At 68.2% G+C, this 18,706-nt stretch carries 17 protein-coding genes; 10 read left to right on the top strand and 7 right to left on the bottom strand.

What is annotated here, in order from left to right:
- Window position 1 precedes the first annotated feature (1 nt).
- From hpnH to EIZ45_RS44330, 3 genes are all read left to right on the top strand, one after another.
- On the top strand, window positions 2-1,003 hold the full coding sequence (hpnH, locus tag EIZ45_RS44320; protein WP_037819406.1) for an adenosyl-hopene transferase HpnH: 1,002 nt from the start codon (window positions 2-4) through the stop codon (window positions 1,001-1,003).
- Window positions 1,004-1,238: 235 nt separating this feature from the next.
- On the top strand, window positions 1,239-2,264 hold the full coding sequence (locus EIZ45_RS44325; protein ID WP_205670313.1) for a phenylalanine--tRNA ligase subunit alpha: 1,026 nt from the start codon (window positions 1,239-1,241) through the stop codon (window positions 2,262-2,264).
- Window positions 2,265-2,277: 13 nt separating this feature from the next.
- Window positions 2,278-4,059 (top strand): hypothetical protein, encoded by a 1,782-nt coding sequence (locus tag EIZ45_RS44330; RefSeq protein WP_134669866.1) that lies wholly within the window; start codon window positions 2,278-2,280, stop codon window positions 4,057-4,059.
- Between the two features lie 3 nt (window positions 4,060-4,062).
- Here EIZ45_RS44330 and EIZ45_RS44335 read toward each other — a convergent pair whose 3' ends face one another.
- Both EIZ45_RS44335 and EIZ45_RS44340 read right to left on the bottom strand, forming a co-directional pair.
- Window positions 4,063-4,485 (bottom strand): PPOX class F420-dependent oxidoreductase, encoded by a 423-nt coding sequence (locus tag EIZ45_RS44335; RefSeq protein ID WP_078870764.1) that lies wholly within the window; start codon window positions 4,483-4,485, stop codon window positions 4,063-4,065.
- Window positions 4,485-5,747: an MFS transporter gene (locus EIZ45_RS44340; RefSeq protein WP_240690944.1), complete on the bottom strand. Its 1,263-nt coding sequence runs from the start codon at window positions 5,745-5,747 to the stop codon at window positions 4,485-4,487. Before EIZ45_RS44340 ends, EIZ45_RS44335 begins: the two co-directional genes overlap by 1 nt.
- 24 nt (window positions 5,748-5,771) lie before the next feature.
- Between EIZ45_RS44340 and EIZ45_RS44345 the strand changes: the two genes are divergently transcribed.
- On the top strand, window positions 5,772-6,704 hold the full coding sequence (locus tag EIZ45_RS44345) for a LysR family transcriptional regulator (RefSeq protein ID WP_134669868.1): 933 nt from the start codon (window positions 5,772-5,774) through the stop codon (window positions 6,702-6,704).
- Window positions 6,705-7,535: 831 nt separating this feature from the next.
- Here the strand turns inward: EIZ45_RS44345 and EIZ45_RS44350 are convergent.
- Window positions 7,536-7,961 carry an Ohr family peroxiredoxin gene (locus tag EIZ45_RS44350; RefSeq protein ID WP_134669870.1) on the bottom strand — a complete coding sequence of 142 codons (426 nt, stop codon included), beginning with the start codon at window positions 7,959-7,961 and terminating at the stop codon, window positions 7,536-7,538.
- Between the two features lie 276 nt (window positions 7,962-8,237).
- Here EIZ45_RS44350 and EIZ45_RS44355 point away from each other — a divergent pair, with 276 nt between their 5' ends.
- The 3 genes from EIZ45_RS44355 to EIZ45_RS44365 all read left to right on the top strand — a co-directional run bounded on the left by EIZ45_RS44355 (window position 8,238) and on the right by EIZ45_RS44365 (window position 11,827).
- Window positions 8,238-8,807: an ABATE domain-containing protein gene (locus EIZ45_RS44355; protein WP_078870763.1), complete on the top strand. Its 570-nt coding sequence runs from the start codon at window positions 8,238-8,240 to the stop codon at window positions 8,805-8,807.
- Between the two features lie 1,140 nt (window positions 8,808-9,947).
- Window positions 9,948-10,466 carry a lytic polysaccharide monooxygenase auxiliary activity family 9 protein gene (locus EIZ45_RS44360; RefSeq protein WP_134669873.1) on the top strand — a complete coding sequence of 173 codons (519 nt, stop codon included), beginning with the start codon at window positions 9,948-9,950 and terminating at the stop codon, window positions 10,464-10,466.
- Between the two features lie 188 nt (window positions 10,467-10,654).
- Entirely contained in the window at window positions 10,655-11,827 is a 1,173-nt protein-coding gene (locus EIZ45_RS44365) for a glycoside hydrolase family 64 protein (RefSeq protein ID WP_134669907.1), read from the top strand.
- A 40-nt stretch (window positions 11,828-11,867) separates the two neighbouring features.
- On the opposite strand, the gene EIZ45_RS44370 is transcribed toward EIZ45_RS44365, so the two are convergent.
- On the bottom strand, window positions 11,868-12,995 hold the full coding sequence (locus EIZ45_RS44370) for a mandelate racemase/muconate lactonizing enzyme family protein (RefSeq protein ID WP_134669875.1): 1,128 nt from the start codon (window positions 12,993-12,995) through the stop codon (window positions 11,868-11,870).
- A complete protein-coding gene (locus tag EIZ45_RS44375; RefSeq protein ID WP_134669877.1) occupies window positions 12,992-13,627 on the bottom strand; it encodes a TetR/AcrR family transcriptional regulator in 636 nt (211 codons plus the stop codon). Before EIZ45_RS44375 ends, EIZ45_RS44370 begins: the two co-directional genes overlap by 4 nt.
- A gap of 80 nt (window positions 13,628-13,707) precedes the next feature.
- Between EIZ45_RS44375 and EIZ45_RS44380 the strand changes: the two genes are divergently transcribed.
- Window positions 13,708-14,601, top strand: coding sequence for an NAD(P)H-binding protein (locus tag EIZ45_RS44380; RefSeq protein ID WP_134669879.1), 894 nt, complete (start codon window positions 13,708-13,710; stop codon window positions 14,599-14,601).
- A 7-nt stretch (window positions 14,602-14,608) separates the two neighbouring features.
- On the opposite strand, the gene EIZ45_RS44385 is transcribed toward EIZ45_RS44380, so the two are convergent.
- A complete protein-coding gene (locus tag EIZ45_RS44385) occupies window positions 14,609-15,328 on the bottom strand; it encodes a TetR/AcrR family transcriptional regulator (RefSeq protein ID WP_167756725.1) in 720 nt (239 codons plus the stop codon).
- A gap of 83 nt (window positions 15,329-15,411) precedes the next feature.
- Here EIZ45_RS44385 and EIZ45_RS44390 point away from each other — a divergent pair, with 83 nt between their 5' ends.
- The gene (locus tag EIZ45_RS44390; RefSeq protein WP_134669883.1) at window positions 15,412-16,254 is read left to right on the top strand and encodes an alpha/beta fold hydrolase; all 843 of its coding nucleotides are present in this window, start codon (window positions 15,412-15,414) and stop codon (window positions 16,252-16,254) included.
- A 444-nt stretch (window positions 16,255-16,698) separates the two neighbouring features.
- Here the strand turns inward: EIZ45_RS44390 and EIZ45_RS44395 are convergent, their stop codons facing one another.
- Entirely contained in the window at window positions 16,699-17,436 is a 738-nt protein-coding gene (locus EIZ45_RS44395; protein ID WP_134669885.1) for a TetR family transcriptional regulator, read from the bottom strand.
- Between the two features lie 86 nt (window positions 17,437-17,522).
- Between EIZ45_RS44395 and EIZ45_RS44400 the strand changes: the two genes are divergently transcribed.
- Complete coding sequence (locus tag EIZ45_RS44400) at window positions 17,523-17,981, top strand: hypothetical protein (protein WP_134669888.1); 459 nt, start codon at window positions 17,523-17,525, stop codon at window positions 17,979-17,981.
- The last annotated feature ends 725 nt before the right edge of the window (window positions 17,982-18,706 follow it).

Raw genomic sequence — 18,706 nt, forward strand, 5'->3', positions numbered from 1 at the left:
GATGGCCATGCCGTTGCGCCAGTCTCTTCGGCTGGGCGGTTACCTGATGAAGCAGAAGCTGATGCGCAAGGAGAAGTTCCCGCTCCTGGTCGAGCTGGAACCGCTCTTCGCGTGCAATCTCAAATGCGGCGGCTGCGGCAAGATCGCGCAGCCGCACACCCTGCTGAAACAGCGGATGCCGGTGGAGCAGGCGGTCGGGGCGATCGAGGAGAGCGGCGCGCCGATGGTGTCGATCGCGGGCGGCGAACCGCTGATGCACCCGCAGATCGACGAGATCACCCGGCAGCTGCTCGCCCGCAACAAGATCATTTTTCTGTGCACCAACGCCCTGCTGCTGCCCAAGCACATCCACAAATTCAAGCCGCACCGCAATTTCGCGTGGATGGTGCACATCGACGGCCTCGAAGACCGGCACGACGCGTCGGTGCGCAAGGAGGGCGGTTTCCAGGCGGCGGTCGACGCGATCAAGCTCGCCAAGGAAAAGGGCTTCCGCGTCATGACGAACACGACGTTCTTCACCGGGGACACCCCGCAGGACGTCATCGACGTGCTCGACTACCTGAACGACCTCGGCGTGGACAACATGCAGATCTCGCCGGGCTACGCGTACGAGAAGGCCCCGGACCAGGACCACTGGCTCGGCGTGCAGCAGACCCGCGAACTGTTCGCCAAGGCTTTCGGCGGCGGCAACCGGAAACGCTGGCGGCTCAACCATTCGCCGGTGTTCCTCGATTTCCTCGAGGGCAAACGCGACCTGGAATGCACGCCGTGGGGCATCCCGTCGTATTCGCTGCTCGGCTGGCAGCGTCCGTGCTACCTGCTGGACGACGGCTACGCGGAGACCTACCGGGAACTCATCGAAACCACCGAATGGGAGAACTTCGGCCGCGGCAAGGACCCGCGCTGCTCGAACTGCATGGCGCACTGCGGCTACGAACCCACCGCGGTCATCGCCACCCTCGGCTCGCTGAAGGAGTCCGTCCGGGCCGCCGTCGGCCACTGACCCGCTGTCTGTGAAGGGCCCCTTGAGGGAAGCTGATTCCTTCAAGGGGCTTTTCATTTGCCGGACGGACAGCCGGCGTGCCATGATGAACGCATGCGTGCACAGCGATTTCTTCGCCCCCGGGGAGTGCCCGGGGGCTGCGCGTGCGCGCCGGGTTCCGCCCGCTGACGTCCGCGTCTCCCCACACTGCCCGGGGGGTGAAGTCCAGCACTTCACGACCCGAAGGCAGGAACCTGTGGACCCCCTTGACCCCGTCTCGATGCTGCGCCGGATCACCGCGCTGACCGAGGCCGCGCTCGCCGATCTCGCCCAGGCCAGCACTCCGGCCGCCGTCGCTGACGTGCGCCGTTCCATGCTCGGCAAGTCCAGCCCGCTCGCCGCCGTCCGTCGCGAACTCGGCCGCTGCGACCCGGCCGCCCGAAAGCAACTCGGCCTCGCGCTTTCCGAAGCACACCAGCGCATTACCGCTGCCCTGGAAGAAAAGCTCGCCGCGGAAACCGCGCTGGACCGCCCGCTCGACCCCACCATTCCCGGCCTCCCGCCGCCGACTGCCGGACTGCACCCGGTCACCCAGCTGAGATACGACCTCGACGACGCCTTCCGCGCGCTCAACTTCGCGATCGTCGAAGGCCCGGAAATCAGCTCGGCGGAAATGGAATTCGACCGGCTGAACTTCCCCGCCGACCATCCGGCGCGCGAAAGCATGGACACCTACTGGTTGGCCGACGGCCGCTGCCTGCGCCCGCACCTGACCGGCGCGAGCGTCCGATACCTGAGCACGCACGAACCGCCGATCCGGATCGCCTATCCAGGCCGGGTTTACCGCAACGAAAGCACCGACGCCCGGCACGAGCGCGCGTTCTTCCAGTACGAGGTGCTGATGGTGGACGAAACCGTCCCGCTCGCCACCGCCCGGTTCCTCGTCGACACCATTCTCGGCACGGTGTTCGGCGAACCAGTGCGGACGCGGATGCGTGCCGGGTACTTCCCGTTCGTAGAACCAGGTTTCGAGATCGACATGCTCTGCCGGGTGTGCTCCGGACGCGGCTGCCGGACCTGCGGACGGACCGGCTGGCTCGAGGTGATGCCCGGCGGCAGCCCGCATCCGAACGTGCTGCGCGCCGCCGGACTCGACCCCGCGCGGTGGTCCGGCTGCTATCTGAACGTCGGCCTCGACCGGCTGGCGATGATGCGCTACGGCATCGACGACGTCCGGCTGATGCACAGCGCCGACCTGCGCTTCCTCTCCCAATTCGCTTGAAAGGCCCGCTGTCGTGAAGATTTCCCGGGACTGGCTGACCGACTACGTGCCGCTGCCCGGCCGTTCGCCGGACCAACTGGCACACGACTTGACCTTGAAGACCGTCGAAGTCGAGGGTTACGACGTGATCGACGACGACGTCGTCTTCGAGATCGACAACAAATCCCTCACCCATCGCCCCGATCTGTGGGGACACTATGGCATCGCTCGCGAGCTGTCCGTCCTCTATGGACTCCCGCTGACTCCGCTCCCCCGGGTCGCCCGGCCGCCGAACGCCACCGGCCTCACCCTGGCCGATCCCGCTTGGCATCGGCGGATGCTCGCCCTGCAGTGCACAGTGGACAGTTCCGTGCCAACTCCGGCTTTCGTCCGCGACCGGCTCCGGCGCATCGGCGAACCAAGCCGGGACCTGTGCGCCGATCTGAGCGCGTACGTGATGTATGCCGTCGGACAACCAAGTGACGTCCGTGCTTCCAGTGCGTCAGTCGTGCTGGAAATCCCGACCCTGCTCCCCAGCCGAGCCCGCCGCAGCGCCCGTACCGAAGCTTCAGTACGCCAAGAGAAAGGCCTCGACACCCAACGCGCCGACCAAGCCGCCGATCTCTTCCTCCACCTCCTGACCGAAGCCGACCCGTCGGCCACAGCACTCGGCGTGGAAGACATCGTCCTTGCCGCCACCCGACGAGCCGAAATCGAGATCAGCCTCGCGGAAATCGAACGCCGGATCGGCATCCCGCTGCCGCCGGACGAAATCCTGCGCATCCTCCGCGCCCTCGGCTGCACCGCCGAAATCACCGGGGAGCTGCTGCGAGTCGTCGCTCCGTCGTGGCGTTCCACCGGCGATCTCTCGCTCCCCGTCGACATCGTCGAGGAGCTGGCCCGGATCCACGGCTTCGACGCGCTGCCCGCGCCGCGGCCCGTCGTGCAGCTGGCCCCGCGCCCTCGGCTCCCCTTGAACCGCCAGGTCCGGGAGGTGCTCGCCGCCCGCGGCGGGGCAACCGAAGTGCTGACCTACCCGTGGTCCGCCGACCACCTGCTCGCCGCGTGCGGACTCGACGCCGACCTCACGATCGACCACCCGCCGGCGCCGGATCGCGCCCGGTTGCGCCCGTCGGTGATCCCGAACCTGCTCGAAGCCGCGGCCGCCAACCTGCGCTACTACGACGAGTTCAGCCTCTTCGAAGTCGGCACCGTCTTCGCCGCGGGCGAGCGGACGTCCGCCGGAATCCTGCTCGCCGGACCGGACGGGGCCGACCTGTTCCGCCGGGCCAAAGGGCTGGCCGAGCTGATCCGCCGGTACTGCCATCTCATCGCGCTGGACCTGTCCGGCACCCCCGGCCCGGCCTGGACCGACCCGTCGGCCCGGCTCGCGATCCGCCCGGCCGGGACGCTGGCGCTGGTCCGGCCTGCGGTGCTCCGGGCGGCGGGCATCGACCGGGGCGCGATCGCCTGCGTCGAACTGGACCTCGACGCACTGCGGACGCACCCGTCCCGCGAGAACCGCTACACCCCGGTCGGCGACCTGCCCGAATCGGACTTCGACCTGTCCGTCCTCGCGGCCGACACCGTGCCGTGGTCGCTGGTCGCCGAGACCGCGACGCAGGCCCACGCCTTGGTGCAGCGAGTGGCGTACGTCGGCGAGTACCGGGATTCGAGAATTCCGGCCGACCACCGTTCGCTCACCTTGCGGGTCACCCTCCGCCCGAGGTCCGCGACGCTGACCGCGGGCGAAATCGCCGCCGCCCGCTCCGAAGTGCTGGCTGCACTGGAGCGGGCGGGGGCGCGGTTGCGGTGAGCCTCAGCCGAGACCAGATTGGGCGATGACGTGCGCGATGCGGATCCGTACTGCGGTGAATCCACTGTGGACGAACGAATCGGCAAGGTCCACTGCGGACTGACCCGGGTAGTAACGCTCGGCGATCCCCGCCGCGACGCGCCTGATCTGGTCCGGCTCGGCAGAAACCCGAGCCTGCCCTTCGACAGTCACGAAGCTGTACGGCTGCCGCTCGTCGCTCACGCAGACCGCGACCCGGCCGTCCCGCGCAAGGCTTTTGCCCTTGACGCTCCCCGGCGACAGGGCGAAGGCAAGTTCGTCGCCGTCGAGGACGAAGCAGATCGGCGTGACGTGCGGACGTCCGTCAGCACGAGTGAGGGCCAGGTGCGCAAGCCTCGTGCCCTCGGAGAGGAAGGCGCGCCATTCGCTGTCGGTCATGGTCGTCATCAGTGGGTTCCTTTCTCGGTTGACTGACGCTCGCGAAGTCGTCCAGCGACAGCTTGCTGGGCAAGGAAAAGCAGAGTTCCGGCGGCGAAAGCCACGACACCCAGCCAAGTTCGGCCAGCTTGCTCAAGCAACGCCGTACCGAGCATCGGGCCGAGGACCGCACCAAGGCTCCAAGCACTCGACGCGACACCCATGTACCCGCTGCGCAGATCAGGCGGCGCAAGAGCAGCGAACGTCGCACCGAACTGGACCGCCAACCCGATCTGCCCGAGGCTGAGAACAAGAATCGCGACGGCGTAGCCAGCAATGCTTTGGGACATGGCGGCCAGACCGCCGCCAACGCCCGCCAACAACATCGAGGTAGCAAGCACTGTCGCGCGGTCGCGATTCGCCAATACCGCGGCAGCTAACGGTTGCAGGACAACGATGGCGAACCCGTTGAGCGCCAGCACGGAACCGTAAGTCGCGGAACTGAACTGCTGCGCGGTCATCAACAACGGCAATGTGGCGAACGCCTGCATCAACAACGTGAAACAGCCGACGTGGATCAGCGTCATGGTCCTCATGAGACGGTCCGCTCGCAACACTGGCAGCAGTGCGCGTCGCCTATGACTCGGTCCAGAATGAGTCTCCGGCACCGCAGTCACCACGATCACCGCGGCAACCAGCATCGCGACCGCGTTCAACCAGAACAGCAGCCCGTAGCCGCGAGACGCCAACACCCCGGAAACCGTTGCCGCGATGGCATATCCGAGGTTCGCCGCCCAGTAAAGCAAGCTGTACGCGCGCACCCGCTGCTCCGGCGGTAAGTCCGCCACCGCTGCCGATCCCGCCGGACGGAAGAGCCCAGCAGCGAGACCGTAGCCCACCGCCGTTGCCCAGATGACCGGCGTCGCGGCGGCGGATCCCAAGGCGGCCAACGCGATCGCCGTCCCGAGGAACCCGAGAAGCATCGTCCTCCGCCGCCCGATCCGGTCCCCGAGCCAGCCCCCGAGCAGCTGCGACCCGAAGTCGCCGATGCCCACCGCCGCTACCACGGCCCCCGCCGCCGTCGGGGTCATCCGCTGTTCCTGCGTCAGGTACAGCACCAGCATCGGCTGCACGAACGCGCCGCCCCGGGCGACGAGGTGGCACGCCCCCAGCGTCCACGCGAGCGACGGCAGCTTGCGATTTCTCCCGGCGGTGATCGTTGCGACTGTCATGGCAACGACGCTAAGAGCGCGAGCAGATTCAGAAAAGCGATTGTTTACGATCGAATCCATCGTGAACAGTAATACACTGGGCTCATGGCCGACTTCGATCTGCGCCAGCTGACGACGATGCTCGCGATCGCCGAAGAGGGAACGTTCTCCCGGGCGGCGACCCGGCTGGGCTACACGCAATCGAGCGTGAGCCAGCACATCTCCGCCCTGGAACGAACCCTCGGCGGCGCGGTCTTCGATCGCCCGGGCGGCCCGCGCCCCGTGCGGATCACGCCGCTCGGCGCCGTGGTGCTCGAACACGGCCGGGAGGTGCTGGCGAAGGCTGACGCGCTGGACCAGGCGGTCGACCGCTTCAAGGCCGGTGAAGGCCGCATCGACGTCGGCACCCTGCAGAGCGTCTCGCACGCGATCCTGCCGACCGTGCTGCGCCTCCTGCGCGAGGAACACCCGCACTGCGAGATCCGGCTCTCGGAACCCGACGAGCCTCGGCTCGGCGAACTGGACCTGCTGTTCCACGACGGCCTCATCAGCGAAGACACGGAGCACGTCCTGCTGATGAAAGACCCCTACCTGGCCGTCGCACCTCCCGATACGCTGCCGGCGGGCCCGGTGCCCGCGCGCGAACTGGACGGCAAGCCGATGGTGGCCTGGCCGTCGACCTGCGACCAGCCCCGGCTCGAGCAGTCCCTCGCGGAGGCCGGGGCCTGCCCGCGCATCGTGTTCCGCTCCGCGGGGAGCGAGACGATCCTGTCGATGGTGCGCGCCGGAATGGGCCTCGCGGTCCTGCCCTGGCTGGCGATCCACCAGGTCGTCTGCCGCGACTGCGGCGCGATCCACGGCCCCGAGGGATGGCCGGATCTGCAGGTCCACGACCTCGACCCGACCCCGGCGCGCTCGATCTACCTGCACTGGCCGCGCGGGCGGGACGCCGAGTCGCCCCTCGCGGCGCGGACCATCGAGACGGCCGTCGAAGTGGCACGGGAGCTGGCTCGGCAGGCTCCTGCGGTTCGACCCTGACCCGGCGGGTGTTCCGAACGGACTCCGGGCTGCCCGACGATTCGCTCGCCAACTGACCGGGCACGCCCACGCCCAGCCAGATACCGCTTTCCGCATCCGCGACCGAACCGCCCGCCGCCGACTTGAACGAACCTTCCGCACCCGCGACCGAACCGCCCGCCGCCGACTTGAACGAACCTTCCGCACCCGCACCACCCGGCAACCCGGTGCCGTCGGTCCACAGGCATCTTCCGCACCCGCGACCGAACCGCCCGCCCTTGAACGAGCCTTCCGCACCCGCACCGCCCGGCAACCCGGAGCCGCTGGTTCGCAGGCATCTCCCGCATCCGCGACCGAACCGCCCGCCGCCGACTTGAACGAGCCTTCCGCACCCGCACCGCCCGGCAACCCGGCGCCGTCGGTTCGCAGGCATCTCCCGCATCCGCGACCGAACCGCCCGCCGCCGACTTGAACGAGCCTTCCGCACCCGCACCGCCCGGCAACCCGGCGCCGTCGGTTCGCAGGCATCTCCCGCATCCGCGACCGAACCGCCCGCCGCCGACTTGAACGAGCCTTCCGCACCCGCACCGCCCGGCAACCCGGCGCCGTCGGTTCGCAGGCATCTCCCGCATCCGCGACCGAACCGCCCGCCGCCGACTTGAACGAGCCTTCCGCACCCGCACCGCCCGGCAACCCGGCGCCGTCGGTTCGCAGGCATCTTCCGCACCCGCGGCCGAACCGCCGCCCCGCCCGACACCGCCGGATCGAGCGCGCCCTCGACAGCAGGCATCGCCGAAATCCCGCGCGAACCCGCCCCGCACCACCGGCTCAAGGGCACCCCGGCCGTCCGGGTCAGGCGACCGTCGCGTCCACCGTGACCTCGATGCTCCCGCCCAGCGCCTTCGAGTACGGGCAGGTCTGGTGCGCAGCCGCGGCCAGCGTGTCGGCGGTCTCCTGGTCGATCCCCGTCAGCTCCAGGTGCAGCGCGGCGCTGAGCCAGAAGTTCGCGTCGTCGTGGTGCAGGGTCACGTCCGCGACCACCGCGAGGTCGACCAGCTTCACCTTCCGCTGCGCCGCGGCGATCCGCACCGCGCCCATGAAACACGACGACCATCCGGCCGCGAGCAGCTGCTCCGGGTTCGTCGCGCCGCCGTTGCCGCCCAGTTCCTTCGGGATGGCAAACTTCAGGTCGAGCGCGCCGTCGGACGAAACCGCGCGTCCCCCGTTGCGGCCTTCGCCGGTGGTGGTGACGACGGCGGTGTAAGTGGTTTCAGACATGGCTTTCCCTTTCCAGAACTTTTCAGAATCCGCTGAGGACGGTGCCGGTCAGCGCCGCCAGTGCACCGAGAACTTCGCGGAACGCCAGGGTGATCGAGTCCATCGGACGTGACCTTTCAGCAGGAGACCGGGCCGGTCTCGGCGACGAGAGAACCTTCGCACGCACATTCGTCACCGGTCAAGACGGTTACGTATTTCTGTGATCCGCTACTCATAACCCCCTAGACTGGTTAGAGTTCCTTGCGTGGTGATTCATCACCTGTCAGACTGGTGCGCATGGAGCACGCCTTCCCCTGCGGGAACCCGGCATTGGACTTCGTCGGCACGCTGCGGGCCCGCCGCAACGACGAGCCGGCCGAGATGCTGGGGTCGCCGCGCAGCCTGGACGCCTGGTTCCGCGAGTCGGGGGTCACCGGCGCCGATCCGGGGAGCACGGCCGCCGACCTGGCGGGGGCGATCGCGGTCCGGGAAGCGATCTACGCCCTGGTCGCGGCCCGGCTCGTCGGCCACGAGTACGACCCGGAGGCGTTGACGCTGCTCAACGAGGCAGCCGCGCAGCCGGACGCGGTCCCGCAGCTGACCCGGACCGGACGACAGGTCCGGGCGACCGCGGCGCAGGCGTTGTCCACCGTGGCCCGGGCCGCGATCACGATCCTGGGCGGTCCGGACGCGGACCTGCTGAAGGAATGCGGACGACCGGAATGCACGCAGGTTTACCTGGACCATTCGCGCGGATCACGGCGCGAATGGTGCGCGATGGCCACCTGCGGAAACAAAATGAAGGCCGCGGCTTACCGGGCACGACGGCGAGGAAATCCGCCGCTGACGCCCTCCCGGCAATCCTGACCCAGCCAGCGAAGCGAACGCCTCCCGGCAGATCAGCACTCGCCGGTCCGGCACACCTGGCTTCCGGATGCCGAAGCACGTTCCGTCCCCCGGCTGCTCCCGTTCCGCCCGCCAACGCCCGAATTCCTCGCCCTGGGCAGGAGATTCCGCGATGAGGTCCCCAGCGCCGCATCGTCCGGATGCTTCGCCCGGAACAGCGCGGGCAAATCCACCAGCAGTCGCGTCATCGATTCCAGGCGACGATGTCGCACCGGTGGTTCAAACACCATGGCCGGGCGCGGGGAAACTCGGCCGAGGGCTCCGGCTCGGCGGCAGCCGGTTAGTCCGCTGAACGGGACTGCCCGCTGAGCCCGTAAAGGCAACTGCGCTCGCCGGGACCGCCCTCACCGATGCTCACGTCTCGTCGAGCGCGACCTGCTCCCGACGGCCCACGAGACGGACATGGTCCCCCGCTCCCCGCGGGCTGGCGGCGTCCTGACCAGCAAGCACACCCGCGCCGACCTGACCGCGGCCACCCCCGGCGAGAGCGACCCGCCCTCGGCGCGGTCACCGAACGCAACCTGGCGCGGCTCGGCATCCCACGCGACGTGCTCGCCAGCGCCCCCCATCCGCACGGCGACCCGGCTGCCGAGGACCGCCGGGCCATTACCAGCCGCGCGAAAGCTGCCTCGCCCCCGCGAACACCTCAACCATCCAGTTGAGCATTTCCGATCGAATCCGTTCAACCCGCCGGAAGTCGGGGATTTCGACGACCGGGCAGAATCGCTGCACCGGACCACCCGGACCGGCCGCTTTCCGTGCGCTCGCGCAGGTTCTCACGGTCCATTATAGACAGTCCAGGGCGGACGAAATCACGCTGGGTGGCCATGATCCGCGCCAGGCCACCCGTCCGGCGCAATCAACGGAAAGCCTTCCGGTAAAACCACAAGCGAGAGTGGTCCGGGGTGACAACGTTGACGGATAACCACTGCCCCGCCTTTCTTTGCCAGCTGTTGACCTTTCCCGAGCGCCGGGCGTATGGTCTAGACCAAGAAGCCCACCCCCTTCGCTCACCCCCAGTGCGGGCCGGCTCCCGGAAAGCCGGTGCGTCGCTTTGTCGTACCCGCACGGGGAAACGAGCATTCCCCGAAGGAGCTGTCCATGAAAGCGAACCGGAAACTCGTCGCGGCCGCGGTCGGCACGGCGATCGCCCCGGTGCTCGTGCTGATCAGCCCGGCAGGCATCGCCAGCGCGCACGGGTACGTCAACGCGCCGGCGAGCCGGCAGGCCCAATGCGCGCAAGGAACCGTTTCCTGCGGCCAGATCAAGTACGAGCCGCAGAGCGTCGAAGGACCGAAGGGGCTGCACAGCTGCAGCGGCGGCAACGCCCAGTTCGCCGAGCTGAACGACAACAACAAGGGCTGGAAGGCGTCGCCGGTCGGCTCCTCGGTGGCCTTCACCTGGAAGTTCACCGCCCGGCACCGCACGTCCAACTACGAATACTGGATCGGCAACGACAAGATCGCCACCGTGGACGGCGGCGGCCAGCAGCCCCCGGCGACGGTCACCCACAACGTGAACCTCAAAGGGCACACCGGAAGGCAGACGGTGCTCGCCGTCTGGAACATCGCGGACACCGCGAACGCCTTCTACGCCTGCATCGACCTGCAGGTGAGCTGACCCGGAAAGTCCACACCGGACACTGAGGCACGGGCCGTGGCGGCGGCCCGTGCCTCGGCGTGCGTCCGGTGAATTCGCCGCGAATGACAAAACCAGCCAATTTCTCCCGCATTCGTTGACCTGCTTTCCCGGCCGTGACTAGCGTGCCGGTCACCGGAAAAGGGCACGACTCCAGGAGGCGGTTTTCCTTGATTTCCCGGCGAGCATTCCTCGGCGCATCCGCGGCAGCCGCGACATTTCCACTCTGGAACTCCGCGTTCGCCTCCGCGAGCACCCCCGACACCGCGAAGGTCGCTTTCGACGACCGGTCCGGTGCGGGCCAGACCTACGCGTACATCACCGGCACGACCCTGGACAACCGGCTCGTCATCCTGAAAGCCGATGGCACGCCGTACTATCCGCCGTCCCCGGGCAGCGACCACACGCCGCTCGGCGAGGACTGCGCGATCCCGCTGAAGTCGCTTTCCCAGGCCACCGTCCCGAAAATGTACGCGGCCCGGATCTATGTCGCGCTCGACAGCAAACTGGACTTCTTCGTCAACAAGGGCCCGGCGCTCGTGCACCCGAGCTTCCTCGCCGCCGACGACCCGAACTACAACCGGAACTGGTCGTTCTGCGAATTCACCTTCAACAACGACGTGCTGTTCGCCAACATCAGCTACGTCGACTTCGTCGCGATCCCGATCGGCCTGCACCTCACGACGACCGGCTCCGGCGACCAGACGGTCCCCGGACTGCCCGCGCGCTCGCTCGACCCGATCTGCGACGCCCTCAACGCCCAGGGCGGAAAATGGGGCACGCTCATCGAGACCGGCGGCGACGGAAAACCGCTGCGCGCACTGTCCGCGCATTACCGCGCCGACCAATTCGGCGGATACCTCGACGGCTACATCGACGAGGTCTGGAAGAAATACGCGAGCGAGACGCTCACCGTCGACACCCAAGTACCCGGCCTGGGCGCGTTCACCGGCCAAGTCGGCGCGGACGGCGTGCTCGCCTTCAACAACGGCGAACGCTTCGACAAACCCGCCACGCCCGACGTATGGAGTTGCGACAGCGGACCGTTCGCCATCAAACAAGGCGACAGCGACGCCCGCAAGGCGATCATCCCCCGGCTCGCGGCGGCATTGAACCGCACCACCCTGCGCGACAATCCGAAACAGCCGACCGGCGAGGATCCGGCGAAGTTCTACCAGAACCCGGAAACCAACCACTACGCGCGCATCGTGCACAGCAAACTGCCGGACAACCGCGGATACGCCTTCCCGTACGACGACGTCTCCCCCGGCCCCGACTTCAGCGGTGCCGTCCAGGCCGGCGACCCGGACACGCTCACCATCACAGTCAACGCCTTGCGCTGAGCCAAAAACGTGCCGCGGTCCTTTTCGGACCGCGGCACGGTCATCCGGTGAGATCGCCTTCCCGCTCGTTCTTCGCCGCGTAGAAGGCCAGCTTCTCCTCGTCCACTTCCACGCCGAGCCCCGGCCCGGTCGGCACCGGCAACCGTCCGCCGGAAAGCCGCAGCGGTGCGACAATGTCGTCCGCATGCAGGTAATACATGCTGTCGATCGCCCGCGACAGCACCGGCGTGCTGGCCACCACCGCCAGATGCGCCGCGGTCGCGATCCCGAGTTCGCCGCCGCTGTGCAGATTCATTCCGAGCCCGAACGTCTCGCAATGCGCCGCAAGCGCTTTCGTCGCCGCGATGCCGCCCCATTTGTAGACGTCACCGTGGATCACGTCGACCGCACCCAGCCGTACCGCCGGAGCGAACTCCTCGAACCGGACCACGCACATGTTGGTGCACAAGGGAATCCGCACCTTCGCGCGAACCTGGCTCATCCCCTCGATTCCCGCGCACGGGTCTTCGAGATACTCCAGGTCCAGTTCCTCCAACGCGATCCCAGCCCGGATCGAATCCGGCACCGACCACGCGGCATTGGGATCGACCCGCAACTCGATCTCCGGCAACGCCCTCCGCAGCTCCCGCAGAATCCGGACATCTCCCCGAACGTCGCGCGTACCCTTCAATTTCACCGCAGAGAAGCCGCCCTCGGCGACCACTCTCGCCGCATGCTCGGCCAACCCTTGCGCGAGTTCTTCCCCTTCCGCACCAGGCGCGTCGGCGCGAGTGATCAACGCCGTGATCGGCACCTCGGTCCGCACCGCCCCGCCCAGCAGGTCAGTCACGGACTGCCCGGTGACCCGTCCGATGAGATCCCAGCACGCGACGTCCAGCCCGGCCAGCGCCGCATATCCCAGATAGCCGTGGAAAAACGGCACCATGTGCTGCCGACGATGAAACGCTTCGAGCGCGAACGGGCTGGTCCCGATCATGTCCGCGCCCAGTTTCCGGGTCAGCTCCGCGACCGGCCGACCCCACATCGTCTCGCCCCAGCCCTCGGCCCCGGTGTCCGTGCGCAGCCGCACCACCGTGCGGGTCTCGCCGGTCTTGGTCTCGAACGAACTGGTGAACGGATTCGTCAACGGCAGATTCACGACCCACACGTCAACACTGGTGATCTTCATCCCCGCTGCCCCAACGCCGCCGAAACGACCCGCCGAATCGGTTCCAGTTCAACGTTTTCCACCGTCGCCTCAGCACTCGGCATGTCCTCGATCGCCGGCTCGGCGTTCAGCAACACCCGAAACACTCGCGGCAACACCGTCCGCCCGACGAGATCCTCCGCGAGCGCCGCCGCTTCCGTGCTGTCCATTGTGTACTGTGCAGCCAGATATTCGGCGAGCCGCGCGTACATCACCGCGAACATCGCGTCGTAGTACGCCTTCGCGCTGTCCGGCAACCGCTCGGCAGCCGCGATGCAAAGCCGGCACGTCCGCGCCTGCGACTCCCAGGTCAGCAGCTGCTGGAACCGCCCGCAGAACAACGCGACCGCCTCGACCGGGTCGTCCGCATACGCGTCCGGGGTCATCAGCTTGCCGAGGTACAGCTCGCGGACCAGGTCGAGCACCGCGAGGAACAGCTTGTCCTTGCTCTCGAAGTGCGCGTACAGCGACCGCTTGGACGTCCCCGCGCTGGCCGCGACCGCGTCCATCGACGCCCGTTCGAACCCGGTTTCGAGGAACACGTTCTTCGCCGCCAGCAGGATGTGCTTGCGCAACTCCGCACCCCGCAGCTGCGAACCGCCTTCACGCGCCATCCTTGCCTCCGCCAAAAGTAAACGGTACGGTGGAGTTTACTTCCTGCTCCACCTCTTCGACAGTCTCCTGGAGTGCCCGCATGATCGTCGTCACCGCCCCCACCGGGAACATCGGCAGCCGCGTACTCGCCGCGGTCGCCGACGGAGCCCGCCCCGTCCGCGCGATCGTCCGCGATCCCGCGAAACTGCCCGCTGACCTGCGCGAACGCATTGACGTCCAGGTCGGTTCACACGGCGATCCCGAGGTCCTCGCCCGCGCCTTCGACGGCGCCGACACCGTGTTCTGGCTAGTCCCGCCCGACCGGCGAGCCGCGAGCGTCGACGAGGCCTACTCCGGCTTCGCCCGCCCCGCCGTCGAGGCGATCCGCACTCACGGCGTCCGCCGGGTGGTATCGGTCAGCGCACTCGGCCGCGGCACCGCCTCCGCCGAACGAGCCGGACACGTCACCGCCACCCTGGCGATGGACGACCTCATCGCCGACACCGGCGTCGCCTTCCGCGCGCTGGCGAATCCGACCTTTATGGACAATCTGCTGCGCCAAGCTTCGGTGATCAAGGCACAAGGCACTTTCTACGACGTCCTGCCGCCGGATTACGCCGCCCCGACCGTCTGCACCCGCGACATCGCCGCGGTCGCTTCCCGGCTGCTGCTCGATCCATTGTGGACCGGCCGGGAAGAGGTCCCCGTGCTCGGCCCGGAAGACCTTTCGCCCGACCAGGAAGCCGCCATCATCAGCGAAGTGCTGGGGATTTCGGTCAAGTATCAGCAAATCCCGGTCTCCGCACTCGGCGCGCAGGTCCTCGCGAACGGTCACTCCGAGGCGATGGCACAGTCCATGATGGACATGGCGACCGCGAAGCTGAACCATCTGGACGAGGGCGTGGTCCGAACTCCGCAGCATGCCGTGGAAACGCCGACGACTTTCCGGCAGTGGTGCGAAGAATCCCTCAAGCCCGCGGTGGACAAAGCCTGACCCACTCCTACCGTCCGCTGTGGGCCAGCCCGGCCAGAATGTGGTCCAGCCCGCGGCGAAAGGTCCGTTCGTAACGATCATCGGCATGCGGCGTTTCCGCTTCGACCATGATCCGGCTCAGATGCGGATAATCGCCGCTGCCGATGATCAAATCGCCGTACTGCGCCTGCACCGCCAACCAGGTCGACATGTCCGTTCCGGACCGCCGGGCCGTTTCCTGTTCGGCCAGTTCGTCGAGGACGTGGCCGCGGACGAACGTCAGCACCGTGCCCACCTGGGCCAAGACCTCGTCCGCGGCCAGGCCCAGCCCGTCCACCGTCGCGTACGCCGCGTCCAACCACGCCAGACTGTTCGGCCCGAGCGCCGGACGAGTCGCGGGCATCGCGGCCAGCCAGGGATGCCGCACCACCAGAGCGCGGTACTCCCCGGCGATCGCGCGCAAGTCCGCCCGCCAATCCCCAGCCGGCGTCGGCGGCTCACGCTCCCCGAAAGCGGCGTCGATCATCAAGTCGAACAGCTCGTCCTTGGTGGCGATGTAGCGGTACAGCGTCGTCGTTCCGGTGCCCATCTCCGCCGCGACCCGGCGCAAGGACACCGCCTCGAGACCTTCCGCGTCAGCGACCCGAATCGCCGCAGCCGCGAGATCGGCCCGGCTGTGCGCCGGACGCGGTCCCCGGGTCCCGCGCTCCGGCCGCAGCCAGATCGGCGGCCGCACGTCGTCAACCATGGCCGACATTATTGCGAACACTGTGCGCGGTTCGCTAGAGTCGCCTTTATGCGAACACTGTGCCCGGGTAATCAGGCAGACCAGTGACCGAGTACCGCACCGGCTCGGTCACCTCCGCCGACGGAACCGTCATCGGATACCGCCAGCTGGGCAGCGGCCCGGCCGTGCTCCTCCTGCACGGCGGCATGCAGGCAGCGCAGCACCTGATGAAGCTCGCGACCGAGCTTGCGGCCGAATTCACCGTCTGCGTACCCGACCGGCGCGGCCGCGGACTCAGCGGACCGCACGGCGCCGAGTACGGGATCGCGCGCGAGACCGAAGACCTGCGCGCCCTGGCTGAAGAAACGGGCGCGGCACGGGTTTTCGGTCTCAGCTCAGGTGCACTCATCGCCCTGCGAAGCGCCCTTTCCGTCCCCGAGATCAGCGCGGTCGCCCTGTACGAACCACCGCTGTCGGTCAACGGTTCGGTGCCGCTGGAGTGGGTGCCGCGCCACGAACGCGAACTCGCCCGGGGGCGGCTGTCCTCCGCACTGGCGACGGTTTTGCAGGGATTGGCGCTCGAACCGGCGCTCAACCGGATCCCACGCTTCGCACTGGTACCCCTGATGGCGATCGGCTCGCGCCTGCAACGCCGATCCAGCGCCGACGTGCCGATCCCAGCGCTCATCCCGACCCACCACTTCGACATACAGCTAGTCGAGGAATTGGCCGACACCGCAAGGGATTACGCGGACTTGAGGGCGCGAGTCCTGCTTCTCGGCGGGAGCACAAGCCCGGCGTTCCTCCGAATCACGCTGGACGAACTCTCCGCCACGATCCCGCACACACAACGAATCACGTTCCCCGGACTGGGCCATTCCGGCCCAGACGACGACGGTTCCCCAGACCGGGTCGCGGAGGCTTTGCGCACTTTCTTCGCGGCTTGACTGCCCAGCCGCCAACCCTCGGCAGGCACCGGAATGCGATCCAGCACCCGTGCCCCGCGGCGGCTCCCCTTCTCGCGCCGATGCGCTACGACCCCGCCCCCGCCAACGCGACACGGCTCGGCTCGGCTCACTAACGCGAGACTGGCCTGTTCCTGGCAACGCGACAGGGGCTCGGCTCGCCAACGCGAGACTGGCCCGTTTCTGGCAACGCGACACGGCCTCGGCTCGCCAACGCGAGACGAGCCCATCCGCCAACACGACCCCGTCCGGCCGCGCGACACCAGCCAGTCCCGGCAAGGCGACCGGAGCCCGCCCTGGCGAAGCGATGCGTGCCCCGTCGCGGATCGGATCGCAGCCGAGGCGGTCACCAACCCGGCTCTCCCCCGCACGCCGCACCGCCCTCAATGGCACTCAGTGCACTTCACTTGCCGACCGGCAAGCGTCTCACCTGGGTTCGGCGTCGCGCAGCGCAGCGCCGATCCGGGTCACCACCTCGTGCAACGGCGTCGCAGTGCTGAGCACCGCCACCACCGTGCCCGGCTCCGCCTCGCCGGATGACTTCGCGCCGGACGTCCGGAACGCGTCCGCGACCAGGGTGAACGCCTCCGTCGCCGCGGCTTCGATGTCGTCGCGGCCGCCGCTGCGCAGCCAGCGTCGCAGAACATGGTTATTGGCCGCCGCGATCGCCGCCGCGGCCACGGCCGCCCGGAGCGTCGCGGTCTCGTCGCCAGCCGCGGCGAAGCGGTCCTGGAGGTAGCGGGCGAGGACGCGCTGATAGCGGTCGACCGTCGCGACTTCCTTGTCCCGCAACGACGGCACCGTGCGAGTGAGACTGAATCGCTTGAGCGAGACGTCCAGCTCCGCAGCATAAGATTCCAGCACCAGCGACACCGCCGCGGTCGCCACTTCGATCGGGTCGCGCGCCGGATCGGCGGTCTCGAAGACCTGCTCCATCTCGGCGACGATCTCGTCGTGATTGGCGAAGAGGACGTCGTCCTTGCTGTCGAAGTACCGGAAAAACGTCCGCCGCCCGACGCCCGCCGCCGCGGCGATGTCGTCGATGGTCGTCGCCTCGTACCCGTTGGCGGCGAAGAGATCCACGGCCGCCGTAGCGAGCGCACGACGCAACTGCCGCCGCCCGGCCGGCGTGGCCCCGACCCGGGTGCGCGGCGTCTCCGTCATTCCCGAACGGTAGCAGCCCGGGTTGCTAGTGGCACTGAGTGCCGTTAGCATGGGCAGGCACCCCATGCGAGCGGAAGGCGTCGACGATGACTCTCGACCAGCAACTGCGGCCCGACCACCACACCGGCCCAGACCCGGCAGACGCGTATTACGGCGGGGTGTTCGGCTGGTCCGTCCGACGGCAGGGCGGCGCGCGCCTGTTCCTCGCCTTGGAAAACGGCTTGTGCGCGGTGACCCTGCCGAAACTCACCTCGGGCCCGGTGCGCAACCACCTGTCCGCCCTGGGCTGCGAAGGCCCGTCCCTGATCCTCCCCACCCAGCACGGCCCCCGCCTGGCCATCCTCGCCGAAACCGACGGCGAACTGCTCCTGCGAGGCACCCTGCCGCCGGATGTAACCGTCCTGGACAGCGGCGCGCTCCTCCCCCTGCCGACCGGTCACCAAGCCCCCGGCATGGGCCCGGAATGGCTGACCGCCCCCGACCCGAGGCACCGCTGGCTGCCGAGCGTGAGCGCAGTACTGGCCGGGGTACGCCAGCGCCCCTGACCCTTCCCGCTCGCACGGCCTTTCCGCGAGCACGGTGCCAGAGACTCCGCCCACTCCCTTCCGCGAGCTCCTTCCGCGCCCCACCTCACCTCGATTGAAGTCAATGAGGGGACCCCTCATTGACTCTGATTCCGTGAGGGTTCCCCTCACGACTCACCCTCATCGCCGACGCACCCGATGCGCGTGAGGTGCATCCCCGCGCACCCAATGTGGCGTTCGGTGCGTCAGACGCACCCAATGCCACATTGGGGTTTTCTCAGCAGCACTCGGTCTCTCGCCTCTTCCGGCACGTCCGACGCGCGATGCCGACGTCCGTGAGGGCCCCCCCAAGGGAATCTGATTCCCGCAGGGTTCCCCTCACGCACCTCCCTCGCGCCGTGAAGGGGCCCTTTACGTACCTAGATTCCCTCAAGGAGCCCTTCACGGCCCCGCCTCCACTCGCCCCCGATGCAGGGTTCGGCGCACCCCATGCACCCAATGTGGCGTTGGGCGCATCCTGCGCACCCAATGCGGCATTCGGTGCATCCCACCGCACCCAACGCGGCATTCAATGCACCCCACCGCCCCCACCAGGGCGGCGTTCGGTGCGTCCCACGCACCTAATGCGGCGTTCGGTGCGTCCCACGCACCCAATGTGGCATTCGGTGCGTCCCACGCACCCAATGTGGCATTCGGTGCGTCAGATGCACCCAATGCCACATTGAGGATTTTTCATCCTGTTGTTG

The organism is Amycolatopsis sp. CFH S0740, assembly GCF_004522315.1.
GTDB lineage: Bacteria > Actinomycetota > Actinomycetes > Mycobacteriales > Pseudonocardiaceae > Amycolatopsis > Amycolatopsis nivea.

Bases quoted from the DNA above. Each gene is read 5' to 3' on its own strand.
- EIZ45_RS44340 (WP_240690944.1), bottom strand. From the start codon at position 5,747: ATGGATTCGATCGTAAACAATCGCTTTTCTGAATCTGCTCGCGCTCTT.
- EIZ45_RS44345 (WP_134669868.1), top strand. From the start codon at position 5,772: ATGGCCGACTTCGATCTGCGCCAGCTGACGACGATGCTCGCGATCGCC.
- EIZ45_RS44350 (WP_134669870.1), bottom strand. From the start codon at position 7,961: ATGTCTGAAACCACTTACACCGCCGTCGTCACCACCACCGGCGAAGGC.
- EIZ45_RS44400 (WP_134669888.1), top strand. From the start codon at position 17,523: ATGACTCTCGACCAGCAACTGCGGCCCGACCACCACACCGGCCCAGAC.
- hpnH (WP_037819406.1), top strand. From the start codon at position 2: ATGGCCATGCCGTTGCGCCAGTCTCTTCGGCTGGGCGGTTACCTGATG.
- EIZ45_RS44355 (WP_078870763.1), top strand. From the start codon at position 8,238: ATGGAGCACGCCTTCCCCTGCGGGAACCCGGCATTGGACTTCGTCGGC.
- EIZ45_RS44370 (WP_134669875.1), bottom strand. From the start codon at position 12,995: ATGAAGATCACCAGTGTTGACGTGTGGGTCGTGAATCTGCCGTTGACG.
- EIZ45_RS44375 (WP_134669877.1), bottom strand. From the start codon at position 13,627: ATGGCGCGTGAAGGCGGTTCGCAGCTGCGGGGTGCGGAGTTGCGCAAG.
- EIZ45_RS44335 (WP_078870764.1), bottom strand. From the start codon at position 4,485: ATGACGACCATGACCGACAGCGAATGGCGCGCCTTCCTCTCCGAGGGC.
- EIZ45_RS44385 (WP_167756725.1), bottom strand. From the start codon at position 15,328: ATGGTTGACGACGTGCGGCCGCCGATCTGGCTGCGGCCGGAGCGCGGG.
- EIZ45_RS44395 (WP_134669885.1), bottom strand. From the start codon at position 17,436: ATGACGGAGACGCCGCGCACCCGGGTCGGGGCCACGCCGGCCGGGCGG.
- EIZ45_RS44380 (WP_134669879.1), top strand. From the start codon at position 13,708: ATGATCGTCGTCACCGCCCCCACCGGGAACATCGGCAGCCGCGTACTC.
- EIZ45_RS44360 (WP_134669873.1), top strand. From the start codon at position 9,948: ATGAAAGCGAACCGGAAACTCGTCGCGGCCGCGGTCGGCACGGCGATC.